This window comes from Streptosporangium sp. G12 (genome assembly GCF_052983175.1).
On record NZ_JBRIQO010000013.1, the window covers coordinates 211,694 to 224,327 of the forward strand.

At 68.0% G+C, this 12,634-nt stretch carries 8 protein-coding genes; 1 reads left to right on the plus strand and 7 read right to left on the minus strand.

Annotated elements, in window-relative coordinates; all coding sequences use genetic code 11:
• Positions 1–11 precede the first annotated feature (11 nt).
• From ACVCAG_RS21265 to ACVCAG_RS21295, 7 genes are all read right to left on the minus strand, one after another.
• Complete coding sequence (locus ACVCAG_RS21265; RefSeq protein WP_447190155.1) at positions 12–1,184, minus strand: hypothetical protein; 1,173 nt, start codon at positions 1,182–1,184, stop codon at positions 12–14.
• Positions 1,181–4,132, minus strand: coding sequence for a DEAD/DEAH box helicase (locus ACVCAG_RS21270; protein ID WP_447190156.1), 2,952 nt, complete (start codon positions 4,130–4,132; stop codon positions 1,181–1,183). Before ACVCAG_RS21270 ends, ACVCAG_RS21265 begins: the two co-directional genes overlap by 4 nt.
• Positions 4,129–5,553: a hypothetical protein gene (locus ACVCAG_RS21275; RefSeq protein WP_447190157.1), complete on the minus strand. Its 1,425-nt coding sequence runs from the start codon at positions 5,551–5,553 to the stop codon at positions 4,129–4,131. The genes ACVCAG_RS21270 and ACVCAG_RS21275 overlap by 4 nt, the downstream gene beginning before the upstream one ends.
• Before the next feature lie 490 nt (positions 5,554–6,043).
• On the minus strand, positions 6,044–7,243 hold the full coding sequence (locus ACVCAG_RS21280) for an McrC family protein (protein WP_447190158.1): 1,200 nt from the start codon (positions 7,241–7,243) through the stop codon (positions 6,044–6,046).
• Positions 7,240–9,318 carry an AAA family ATPase gene (locus tag ACVCAG_RS21285; RefSeq protein ID WP_447190159.1) on the minus strand — a complete coding sequence of 693 codons (2,079 nt, stop codon included), beginning with the start codon at positions 9,316–9,318 and terminating at the stop codon, positions 7,240–7,242. Before ACVCAG_RS21285 ends, ACVCAG_RS21280 begins: the two co-directional genes overlap by 4 nt.
• Before the next feature lie 31 nt (positions 9,319–9,349).
• A complete protein-coding gene (locus tag ACVCAG_RS21290) occupies positions 9,350–10,228 on the minus strand; it encodes a DNA-processing protein DprA (protein WP_447190160.1) in 879 nt (292 codons plus the stop codon).
• Between the two features lie 192 nt (positions 10,229–10,420).
• Complete coding sequence (locus ACVCAG_RS21295) at positions 10,421–11,761, minus strand: helix-turn-helix domain-containing protein (protein WP_447190161.1); 1,341 nt, start codon at positions 11,759–11,761, stop codon at positions 10,421–10,423.
• Positions 11,762–12,101: 340 nt separating this feature from the next.
• Here ACVCAG_RS21295 and ACVCAG_RS21300 point away from each other — a divergent pair, with 340 nt between their 5' ends.
• Positions 12,102–12,614 carry an ATP-binding protein gene (locus tag ACVCAG_RS21300; protein ID WP_447190180.1) on the plus strand — a complete coding sequence of 171 codons (513 nt, stop codon included), beginning with the start codon at positions 12,102–12,104 and terminating at the stop codon, positions 12,612–12,614.
• The last annotated feature ends 20 nt before the right edge of the window (positions 12,615–12,634 follow it).

The following is a 12,634-nucleotide window of genomic DNA, read 5'->3' on the forward strand; positions in this document are numbered from 1 at the left end:
CCGCCGATTGATCATTCGAGCACGTCGAGGTGGCCAAGGTGGTCGTACATGCGTTCACCGACAGCGTGGGCACGCAGTTCGGCGAACGTGGGTAAGGCGACTTCCAGCTGAGCAGCAAGGCCGGCGGCGCGATCGGACAGATCGGCCCGGGTACGGACTCCGTACAGGCGGGCCATGCCAAGGACCCTTTCCAGCACGGCACGACGGCGTAACCCGGCATCGTCACACCACAGCTGCAAAAAATGATGGTTTCGCAGTTGGAAGGAACCCACCTGGCTCAACGGCAGTTTCGAGGATCCGCCGAACGCGCTCGGGGCCAGGATGACCCGCCAGACGGCGTTCGGCAGTTCCTGAAGCCGGCCAGGGCCAAACTTTCTGTCGGCGAGCCATTCAGTCCACAGTTCGCGCGGGTTCACACGATCCACCGTGTCGATCCTCGCCCGAATCGCCGGAACGTCACGGCAGACGGCCTCCATGAAGTCGTCCCGCCCGGAACCGGTGTCGGTGTAGGCAAGCAAGGAGCGGTCGCTGGTCTCGATCAGATAGGTGGGCAGGTAAGCATCCCGTGCCGCGACGCCTCTGATCTCTCTGAGTTGGGCGGGAAGGTTGTAGTCGGCTCGATCAGGGCGGGCCGCGAGGTCGTCGACCACCCGCGAGTGGAATGCCGTCGGCGCGAACACTGGAAGGAACCGCGCACGGTCATCCAGCAACTCCTGCGGGACGTTCGGACTGGGCAGCACGGTGAGCGACCCCCGATAGTAGTGTCGTGGCAGCGGTCTGCCGGTGAAGCGTTCGATCAGCACCTTCTGCCTGCTCTCCTTCGGGGTGTACCGCACACCCGCTTGCACGGACCGCAGCCCCAGCTCGGTCAGCCGGACCTCACCGTGGCGGCTCACCGTGAGATGGCCGATCACGGTGAGGAAGGCGAGGCAGCGGTCCACCAGAGAGGACTCCAGCCCGAAGAAGGCGACCAGTCCGTCCCGAGTGCCGATACCACCCTCCGAGAGAGCACGGGCCAGGAACCGGTCAATGACCTCGTAGGCTTGCTCGTCGTAGACGTTCGCGGTGATCTCCACCTCCCACAAGGGCCATGAGACGGCGAAGAGGCGCACCGGCCGGACTCCGGGGACGGTGACGGCGTGCTCCACGGCACGCCGGGCGGGGTAGATGGCACGTGTCGTCATGGGAACTCGTCAAGGCAGTCGAGACGGGCGGCGACCTCGGCCGAGGGCCTCAGGTCACCGACGCGGCGGAGATGGTCCATCATCTGCCGCACCAGCACCCGGAACCCCTCGTCTCTGGCGGCGGTGAGGGTCGTGGTATCCCCCACCAGCACGAGCTGCCTCCTGGCCCGGGAAACGGCGACGTTCAGCCTCCGCAGCTCTCTGAGGAATCCCACCTCTCCACGCGCGTTACTGCGGGTGAAGGCGTAGACGATGAGATCACGCTCACCTCCCTGGAAGGAGTCGACCGTACCGACGTTGTCCGCCACCTCGGTGCCCTCACCGAGCACGCGGGCGAGTCCGGCACGGATACGCTCCACCTGCGCGCGATAGGGCACGATCACCGCCCAGTCCTTGTAATACCGGGCGTATCCGGCCACCAGCCGCACCACGATGTCGGCCTCCAGCCGGCTGACGTAACCGGGCCGACTACCCGCTTCCTCCGCTCGCTCGATCGCCGGTCTGTCGCTGGTGTCGATCATCGCAAACGGGCTGGCGAAGATGGGGTCGTCGTGCCTCCCTGCATGGTCGGTGCGGAGCACACCTTCGTAGAAAGCCTCCGACACGAACTCTCCAACCTCACGCGGCATCCGTCGCTGCACGGTCAGCATGACCTGGTGGTCCGCCGGCACGGCTCCGTAGAGCCGTTCGAAGGCGCTTCTGCGCAGCACGTCGGCGATCTCTCTCGCGTCGGCGGGCGGCAGATCCCCATTCTGAGCCAGGTTGTCTCCCCACTCGCGTACCTCCTCGTCAAGGTACGGCGGAAGCTGCTGATGGTCGCCCACCAGGATGGCGCGCTTCCCCCGGACCAGGGGAACAAGGAGGTTGGGCGTGGAGATCTGGCCGGCCTCGTCGACGATCACTAGGTCGAACTCCAGCTCGGCGAGCAATTTGGTGGTCGCGGTGCCTATGCAGGTGGCGGCCACCACGTCCGCGTAGCGCACCAGCTCACGCTGGAGATCCTGCTCGGCGTCGCCGATTCGGGCCCGCCAATCGTCCAACAGGGCCGCCCGCGTCCGGAACGTCGCCACGACCTGTCCCAACCGGTCACGCAGAGCCTCCCAGCCAGCCAGGTTCGCGGGTGGCTGTCCGTCCGGCAGCGGCTCTTCCAAGGTCGGGACGACGGCCGCGACGATCGACCGCAGTGATCCCGCGGCTCTGGACGCCTCGGCCGTCGCCTTCTCGCCGTCCCGACGAGCGGTGTTCCTGGCCGCCAGCAGCCGAGCCGCCTCCGGATGGGCTTCGATGAGTCTCTCCATCTCGGCCTGTTCCGCGCGGCACACTGTCTCGGCTCGCGTCACCTCCTCGGCGGCGAGCACGAGCTCCTGCCGGACCACGTTCAGCCGGGCCAACTGGCGGCCGGCCAGCCGGCGGTAGAAGAAAGCGAGCATCCCCGAAACCGTCCGGGCTTGGGCGCTCGCGTGCCGCCGCTCCCAGCTCTCCCGCCGGGCGTCCAGCCGCTCGGCGGCGGCGCGTGCGGCGGTGAGACGGCTGACGGCGTCGGTGATCCGATCGGCCTGGGCCGGCTCCAGCCGCTGGATGACCGCGTCGAGACCGGCCGCGTGCCTCTGTTCCTCCCGCTCGGCCGTGCGGGCGGCCGCGAGAGATTCCGTGAGGTACGCCAGCCGACGGCCGGCCGCGTCCCTGTCGTTCATGAACGGCGCCAGGCGCGAGACCGTTCCCTCGGTGGAGGCACGAATCCGTTGCCGCAACGCGGTGACGTGGCTCTCCACCATGAGCTCGCGGGCACGGCCGGTGATGACATCCTCGTTGCCGACGCGCACCGCCAGGAGGTCCGCGGGCAACTGTTCCAGGACATTGTCGACGGCCCGGTTGGTATGCGAAGTGATCAGCACGCGTTCGCCCCGCGCGGCACACGCGACCGCGATCTCGGTGATCGTCCTCGTCTTGCCGGTGCCCGGCGGCCCCAGGATGAGCAGCAGGTCGGGCACGGCGAGTGCCCGCTGGAACGCCGACAGCTGGCTGTCCTGGTCGAGCGTCCCACGGGGCCGATCGTTGGGATCCGCCTTGAACGGGGTGAGGCTCCGGTCGACAAGCCAACCAAGCAGCCCACGGTTCACCACGTCTCCCTGACGCAGTGCATTCACGGTGTCGGCCTGCGCCCGGAACACGCGGTCGCTGGGCATCACTACGAGGGCCCCCTGGGCGGGGATGCGGCCATAGTCAACCGTCGTCTCGAACCGGATGAGAACGTCCAGCCCCTTCACCCTCACCACTCTGCCCTTCAGGTCGGGCTGGTCGGCGAGATGCACCACGGCCCCGGCCGCCAACGTGGCGGGACGCACCAGGCCGAAGATGTACATGCTCTGGGTGGAGCGCCGCTCCTCACGGACACTCTCCCTGCTCCGGTAGTGGACGGGTGGCTCCTCGCGCTGCCGAGCGATTTCGATGTCCCGCCCCGCCTCGATGACCTGAGCCATCCGATCGAGGTACGCGGTGTGGTGCTGGGGCAGCGACGGCCGTTCCGGCTCGGAGGAACTGACACCGCCCCAGGCCCGCCGCAGCAATGGCCAGTGCGCCGACATACCGTCCGGCACGTCGCGCAACTGGTGGAAGCCCTGCCAACCGGCGGAGCATTTCAGCAACAGGGCGCCACGCAGCAGCCGCTCCTCCTCCCGGAAGCCGCGCGGGAACGCGGTTCCAAGGTTGTAGGCATCCCCGCGCCGGGTCACGAAGAGCCAGGCGACGTGCGTGTCGGTGTAGACGACGAGACGGTCCGGGTTCTCCTCCAGCCTGGCGGGCAGCGCTCCCATCCTGGACAGGCGGGTCATCTCCTTGATCAATTGGTCCGGCCGCAGGTGTGGCGCCAGCCGGCTTCGTACCTTCTCCGACGGGATCACCGCCACCGGACCGGGCAGGGAGACCGGCGACACCGATGACGCCGTCACGAAAACCCTCCCTGGGAGATTTCCTTCCGTCCCTGCCGTAGTGCCGCGGCGAGCATCCCGATCCGCTCCGGGCGACGCCGCGGGTCGGCGTCCAGGGCACACGCCAACAGCTCGTCGGCGACGGAGGGGAACCCTCGTACGGTGACCCGCATCGGCGGGGATCCTCCAGGCAGGGGTGGATGGCCTGTCACCGTGTGATGGACGACGGCGGCGAGCTGGTAGAGATCGGTGTGCATCCCCGGCCGAGGGGAGTGCGGGCCGAAACGCGCCTGCTCGGGCGCGCGGTAACCGTCAAAGCCCTCTCCCGGTCGCGGCGGCCAGGCCGCCAGTCCCACGTCTCGCAGCACCGGTTCGCAGGCCCGGCCGGTCATGACGATCGCGTCGGGACTCAACTTCCGGTGACTGTGCCCTCTCCGATGGAGCTCGGCAAGCGAATCGGCCAGCCGTGCGGCCGCGTCCAGGACCGCCGCGACCGTGAGGTGGTCAAGCGGCCCGTCGCCTGGTCCGAAGACCTCGCGCCAGGCCGGTCCCGGGGGCAGTTCCGAGGCGACGGTGATCCCGTGAGCCGGATCCTCATAGTGGCCGAGCAGCCGGGGCAGTCGGCGCACACCCGACATGCTGGAGAGCAGTGCTGCCTGGTCACGCAGGGCACGCCGGGCGTCGGCCGAAGCGGGGCCGTCACGGAGCATCGTGATCTGACGCAGCCGTACTCGGGCGGAGGCAGGTTCGATACGGTCGGCGGTCGCCTCCCGCCACGCCCATGACCGGTCGGGGCTGAAGGTCTCGGCAGCGTCATCGTGCAGGAGATAGCAGTCGCCGCCGAGGCGTAGCTCCTCGCCTCCGCGCCAGGAAACCTCCGTCGGGACCGGACCCGCTAGCGGCCCGAGGGGCGGATCGACCGGCTCGGCGGGCCGATAGGGGTCGTAGTAGACCCTCCTGACGGTCGCCGCCTCGGGGAGGTCGAGGCGGCGACGCAGCCCGCTCTCGTCCCACAGTTCGATGGCGATGCCGGTCTCCGCCTGCTGCTCTCCGCTCCAGCGTTGCCACCACCGCAGTGTCGGAGCATCCATGCTGCAGGGAATGCACAGCACCCATTTCTTTATGACATGGCCTTCTTTTTCTGCGTATTTCCGGGCCGACTTGAAGGAGTCCCTGACCTGTCCCTTCTGGGATTCCCCGAACCCGTCGATGAAATATTTCGCCTGCCAGTCCGTGATCTCACCGTTGAGATCTCCCACCAGCACGTCGATGCCCCAGTCACCGGGATTCGCCCGGACCGGCACCGCCTCCTGCCCGGTGACCGCCGAGACGAGCGAGACGAGCATCTGCTCGAAGTCCTCCCTGGCCCCCGCCTCACCCCTGCGCTGGCGGTGCGCCAAGAAGTCGATGGGATGCTGCCCCGCCCCAAACCCGTCGCTCATCGCGGCCCTTTCGTCTCCCGTGGACTCCTCGTTCACCTCGGCCTCCGAGCCCGTCGCACCCAAGGCTCCGACATCTCCTCGCCTGCATCCGGGATTGCGCGCATCGATCCCTCACCACTCAATCGGCTGATTCCGCATTACCAATCCGTTGTACATCAACGACAGGCAATTGAAAGAGGCACCGACCGGTTCACCACAAATACCGCCAGACCAACCATGCCAATAGTAACATTTACCGCAAACATAAATATTATTAGTAAGTCACTCAATTCCCTGGAACAACACGGACGACGGCAGGCAACGGCCACCCCTACACCGATCCGGTGACCTCCGCAGGCCTGGTGACGACGCGGCCGGCGGACCAGTACGCCCCGCCCCGTCTGCCCTCTCCCTCTCAACGCACATCCGTTTTCGGCTACGCGGGAGCGGCGCCGTTCGGCCCACGCACTCCGTTGAACTCATTCGCACGCCGTTACCCGAGCAATACGGGTTACCGGCCGTCGTCGTTCCGCAGGATCGATCCGGCGACCCGCTCCACAGCGGCGAGCAGCCGCATCGGTGGCAGGGTCAGGTCGATCGCGTGCTGCGTGATCTCGATCCCCACGCCGTGCACCACGTGCCGGTACGGCTCGGCATTCCCCTCGGCGTACACCAGATGACCGCGATCGAGACCGAGCGCCGTGCAGTACGCCAGCATCTGGTAAAGATCCGCACCATGGCCGTCAGGTCCTGTTGAGATCTTGTACTTGCTGTCCACCACCGCAGCCGGAACCTCCTTTCCCGCGGAGTCGATGACATAGCGCACCAGGTCGGGCCTGAGCAGCACCCGCCGCCCGTGGTCCAGGTGGTGGCGACGGTCCTGCAAGTCGGTGCGGCCACCGGACGGGCGGAACGCCTCCGCCAGGGCCACGGTCACGAAGTCCTCGAACACCCGCCACATCTCCACCAGCAGGCCGTTCACCCGGACAGCCGTCCCGTCGTCCAGCTCATAGGAGGCCCCGCGAAGCACGAGCTCGGCCAGCCCGAGCGCGGTCTGGTAGCGCGCGTTGATCCGGCTGGGACGCCACACCGGGAACGGCCGCCCCGGCACCGGCGGCGTGACTCCGGCCAGCCTGGCGATGACGTGCCGCAACGTCTTGCGGGTCGCTACGGAGAGGCCCTGTAGCCGCAGCAACCGGGCGGACGCGGCCAGCAGCAGCCTGTTCTCTGCGATGTCGACGGTGTAGTCGTCGTAGCGGACCTCGACGGGCAACGGGAGCCCGTACCGGCGGCGGATCTGGTCGGCCTCCCGGATCCGACCCCGCACGACCGGCAGTGCCTCCTCCACCTCCCGGTAACCCTGCAGCATCCCCTGCCGCAGGGCACGATCGGCGGCCAGCGCGTAGGCGTGCGCGAGCGCCGGAAGCAGCTCCGGGTGCTCCCCCGCGTCCACCTCCTCCTGCCGCCAGCCGCGCGGCCGACGGGCGTACCCGAGAAGGAAGAGCACCCGGTCGATCGGGGTCTTCGGGGTGATCCGCACCTCGACGCCACCGATGACCGCCGCGCCCACGTACCCGTTGTCGCGGACCTTCCACAGCCCTGCCCTCGGTCCGGGACCCATCCGTACGACCTTCGCCGCCGCCAGCGCCGCCACCTGCTCGGCGGTCAGCTCGTACTCGACCGGTGGAGCGCCCTCCCTCAGGTCGATCACCGATCGAGCCCCAGCCGGTGCCGGAGCACGGACAGGCCGTACCGCTCGGCGACGTCGATGCCGTCGCCGTAGTGGTGCTCCTCCAGCAGCGGCAGGATCTGGGTCCGCCACACCCGCTCGAACCCCTTGGCGTCCCGGTGGATCGCCGCCCGCATCAGGTACGACGGACCGATCTTGAAGTCGCGGTCCTCGATCCGGGCGTTGAGCTCGGCCAGCAGGCGGGCGGCGTCGTCGGGCAGCTCCCTGTTCTCCAGCCAGCGCCCCAGCATCTCCCGGGTCGGCGTCTCCTCCGGGTGCAGCTCCACGAACGCGAAGCGGCGCCGCATCGCCGCGTCCACCAGAGCGATCGACCGGTCGGCGGTGTTCATCGTGCCCAGGATGATCAGGTTCTCAGGCAGCGTGAACGCCTGGCCCGTCCCCTCCGCCGAGGAGTACAGCAAGTCGACGGCCTTCTTCCGGTACTCCAGCAGGAAGTACAGTTCCCCGAAGATCTTCGCGAGGTTGCCCCGGTTGATCTCGTCGATGATCAGGACGTACGGCTCCTCGGGATGCTGCCGCGCGGCGTCCACCAGCCGCAGCAACGGACCAGGCAGCGGCTTGAAGGTCACGCCCTGCCCGTCGGCGGTCTGCACCGGCCGGAAGCCCTCGAAGAAGTCCTCGTAGGAGTAGGCCGGATGGAACTGCACGAGCTTGACGTTCTCCGGCTTCCCGCCGACCAGGAACTGGGCGAGATGCTGCGCGAGATAGGTCTTCCCCGTCCCCGGCGGCCCGTAGAAGATCAGTTGCGGACGGTCGCGGAGCAGTTCCACGCACTCCTGCAACCACTCCTGGTCGACGAGCAACTCCTCGGCCAGCTCGGCGCCGGCATCCGGCAGCACCAGATCCCGGACGACCGGCGGCCTGACCGGCGCGGGCCCGACCAGCGCCTCCAGCTCCTCGACGAACTCCGTCAGGTCGAGCACGTCGTGCTGGGTGGCCAGCTTCGCCGAGATCTCGTCCGGCAGGTCATCGGCGAAGTCGAGCGGGGCCCGCGAGTTCGACCACTCGACCGGCCGCTGCAGGTTGGACCGGTTCTCCACACTGGCCCGGAACGCTGGACCACCTTTTATCCGGCCGAGGTAGACCTTTCCCCCGTCGTTGCTGAGCACCAGATCGTCCTCGCGCATCCGCGACAGGAACGCGTGGAACTCGGCGGTCTTCTTCAACCGGTCGTTGTACGAGCCATGCGCGTAGTCCTCGTCCACCGCCGCCCGGATCGCCTCCTGCGCCGTCCCCGGCGGCAGCTCCCGGAGCTTGGAGGCCGGGAGCGAGCAGTATCCCTCCGCCAGCCAGTCCGCCACCAGACTCACCCCATGCACGTTGGACCCGCGCACCAGCCACGCGCGACGCGGACGCTCCGCCCCGTCGCCGCCCTCCGTGTCATCGTCCACCAGTTGCCGTAGATCGGCGCCGGAGATCCGTCGTTCCTGCGGCACCATGCCGAGCATCGCGTCCAGCCCGTCCGCGGTGAGCAGCTCCTGCCACTCCTTCCGCAGCCGCTCGTCGGCATGCGCGTCGTCCGGAATACCGCCGTCGGAATCCAGCACCCGGTGCCAGCCCTCGGGCCGTTCCCCTTGGAACAGTGACGTCAACCGCGCGCCGTCCAGACCGGTCTGCGCGGCCAGGTCTCCGGCCGCGATCCAGCTTCCCTCCGGTACGGCCTCCGCCAGCCGCTTGGCGGCCTCGAACCCCGCCCTGTGCTGCGCCCAGTACTGGTAACCGGCATTGGCTTCCGCGGTGAAGGACGAGACGTCGAGATGGCTCTTGACGGCGATGCGGCCGAGTGGCGTCAGGTACCAGCGGCGATGCGCCTTGGTGACCCAACCGGATTTGACCAGGCCACCGCTCTTCCACGTCAGAGTGAGCTCCGGCGTGTTACTCGCCGCGCCGCCCGCGTTCCACTGCTCGTCCACGTCCGGCAACCGCTTCTTGATGAGCTGCCACATCTCGGAGACGGGCAGGCCGTCGGGGTGCTCGGCCAGCAGCCGAGCGGCCATGAACAGAATCTTCCGGGTGAGCTCCATCCGCGATGCCATGGTCGGATCATCGCGAGATCCGCTTCGGCCATTACAGAGAAATTCCACCGGAGATCATTTGTTCTATTACGGACAGTAGCTGCTCAATGCTGGAGACCACATGCACTCCGGGCTTGTTCGCGTACTCCCGAGCCCAGTCGTGTTCCAGAAGCTGGTCGGGCATCACCACGGGGCGGCCATGCTCAAGAGCCAGCCGGGCCTGGATGCGCGCCCCGCTCTTCCAAGGCGCCTCGACCACCACCGTGGCCGCGGCGTAACCACTCATCACGGCGTTGCGCATCGGAAAGCTCTGCTTGCTGGGCGGCGCGTCCGGCCAGAACTGGCTGATCACCGCGCCTTCGTGGGCGATCCGCTCCTGCAGCGCACGGTTCTCACTGGGATAGAACCGGTTGATCCCGGTTCCGATCACGGCCACCGTACGGCCATGGGCGTCGAGCGCCGCCTGGTGCGCAGCGGTGTCGATGCCCTTCGCGAGCCCGCTGACCACGGTCACATCGTTCAGAGCCAGCTCTCTCGCTACCGCTGAGGCGATCCGTAGTCCTCGCTCACTCGCCTGCCGAGTGCCGACAACGGCGATCGCCCGTTGATCCTCGACGAGACCGCCTCGCGAGAACAGCAGCGGAGGCATCTGGTGGATGCTGCGCAACCGGCTCGGGTAATCAAGATCAAAGCAGGCATGAACCCCGATACCGGCCTTCTCCCAGCCCTCCACCAGCTCCGCCGCGTCCGCGATCGCGGACACCACGGGATCGGATGCGGGGAACAGGGTCTCCTGCAGCCTGAGCCGGGATTCGAGGACGGTCACCGCACTGCCGGACTCCAGCACCTCAAGCCCGATGTCCTGCCACTTCGCCCCAGGACGCTGCAACAACGCCACAAGAGCGGCACGTTCGCGCAGTTCCGGAACCATGCTCCCGACGCTACTGGTGTACGAGAGCAATGCCCCAGTGCTTGCCTCTCCGAGTCTCACCACATCTCCTTGAACGGCAACCCCGCCCTCGGCGTGGTCAGACCGATCACGCGACACCTGATCTTGGCGCCGCCGTCGGACGACCATGATTGCGAACGTCTTCTTACTCGGTCCGCAGGAACGGCGGTGAGATCAGGCGGCGAGGGCGTGGTTGAGGTGGTCGTGGAACTCACGGACCATGATGCTGTCGCCGTAGGGCTCCAGTTGGCCGGCGAACCGCCGAATCAGCTCGACCGAACGGGTGGAGGCCAACGCCTTCGTCTCCGGGATCGCGGCCCGTGCGGAATCGAGGGCCTGCTCCAGCTCGCCCATTCCCAGGTATGCCTCAGCGGCATGCACTCGATTGAGCCGGGTGGACCTGGGGAGGCGCTCACCGAACGCGGCCACGGCTGCTTCCGCGTAGTTCACCGCCCGCATGTGGTCGCCGAGCAGTCGCCAGCAGTTGCCCGCCTCCGCGTTCAGCTCCGCCTCCTCGTACCTGCTCGTCCACACCGGGTCGCGGTCGGTGGCACCTTGGGCGTGGACACTCTCCGCCTCGGCGAGCAGGTGTTCGACCTGCTTCGCACCGTGCCCGTCACGAGTTTCGGCCGGCCTTGCATGCAGGGCCGTCGCCCAGGCCTCCCTGGTCAGCGTCAACGCCATGACGCGCGGCGGTGCCTGCGCCCGACGGGCGGTATCGGTCGCGGCCCGTGCCAGCCACACCGCCAAGGTGGCCTGATCCAGGTGAATCGCCTGGCGGGTCAGCGTCGCCAGCACCCACGCACCGGTCAGCGGGTCGTCACCCGTCTTCGCCAGTCGCAGAGCCTGGCCGAAGTGCTGTTGTGCCTGGCCGTGACGACCCAGGTCGAAGGCCGTCCAGCCCGCCAGCCAGGTCATTCCCGCCGTCGCCGTCATCAGCTCCGAGCCCACCCGGTCGTCGTAGCGGCCCCGCAGCAGCGGGGTGACCGTCTCGCTCAGATATCGCACGACCACCGGACGGACCAGTCCGGCACCGAAGCGCTGATCTATCTGGCCGAACACCTCGCGCGCCTCGTTGATCCGAGCGACGTCGGCCAGGCCTACCGTGCACCTGGCCCCCTGCTGCGCGACCGTCCGGGGCGCAGTGGCGTAGTTCCAGGACATCAACCATTCGCCGAGCACCGAGGGCACGAACGGCAACGAGGCCAGTAAATGACGCCGGGACGCATCCATCTCGTACCTCCACAAGAGCGCGGCCGACCTCACCGTAGCCGCCGTCGAGGTGTCGCCGTACTCCGTGATCGGCCACGAAGATGTCTCCCCGAAGGACCAGCCGTCTATCCATCGTTCGACCTCCAAAGCGTCCACCCCGAACGCGGCGGCGATCCGCGCCCGGTGAGCCGCCCGGACGCCCTGCTCGCCGCGCTCCCACCGCGCCCAGGTCGTCGCCCCCACCCCGACCGCCTCCGCCGCCGCCCCCTGGCTCAGCCCGCGCTGCCTGCGTGCTCTGGTCAACTCCGGACGCCCTTCGCCCCGCCGTGGCTCATCCACAACCGCCTCCATGACGTAATCGAACGACTACTCATTGTCATGTCGGCGAGACTTGCCGCGCTACCGTGCGCAGCGAAACGACCAGCAAACGACCACCTCGGGCGCGCGGCTCACTCGCCTGCGAACAACGAGCCGACCTCGGCGTTCATCCCTCCCGGCGCCATGCCGTTTCCTGCTGTGCACCGTCACCGACAGCGAACGGAGCAGCTCCATGCGGCCAGTCGGCAATCTTCCTCCAGACGCCGTCCCCGATCACCCCGGTATGCGGCACACCACTGGAGAGCAGCCCGGTGACGTCCGGGTGATGGTCAGGGTTCTCCAGCCAGGCTCGGCTTCCCGCCGAGCCCGCGCCATCCTCCGCGAAGTGCTCCAGGAAAGCGGCCTGGGCGACGATGCCATCTCCGACGCCGAACTCGTCGTCGCCGAACTCGCCGCCAATGCCGAGAAGCACGCCCACCCGCCGTACGAGCTGCGCATCATCAGCGTGAATGCCGTCCCCACCTGGTGCGAGATCGCCGACGGCGATCCCGACCTGCACGAGGTCGGCATCATCTTCGACCTGCTTCACTCGGTGGACGAACTCGGCCTACCGCTACTCGCCGAGAACGGCCGTGGCCTGCTCCTGGCCCACCAGCTCTCGCGCGGCCACTGCCACGTCTACGCCACCACGACCTTCACCACCGGCGCCCCCGCCAAGGCCGTCACCTTCGCCCTGCCCACCCGCCCCGACAACCAATGCACCTTCCTACCCCTCCCCGACCTCGGCGCCGGCCTCGCCTCCCTCAGCCGCTGGGCCGACCAGCACCCATCTTCCTGAGCCTCAAGAACCCTGCGCTT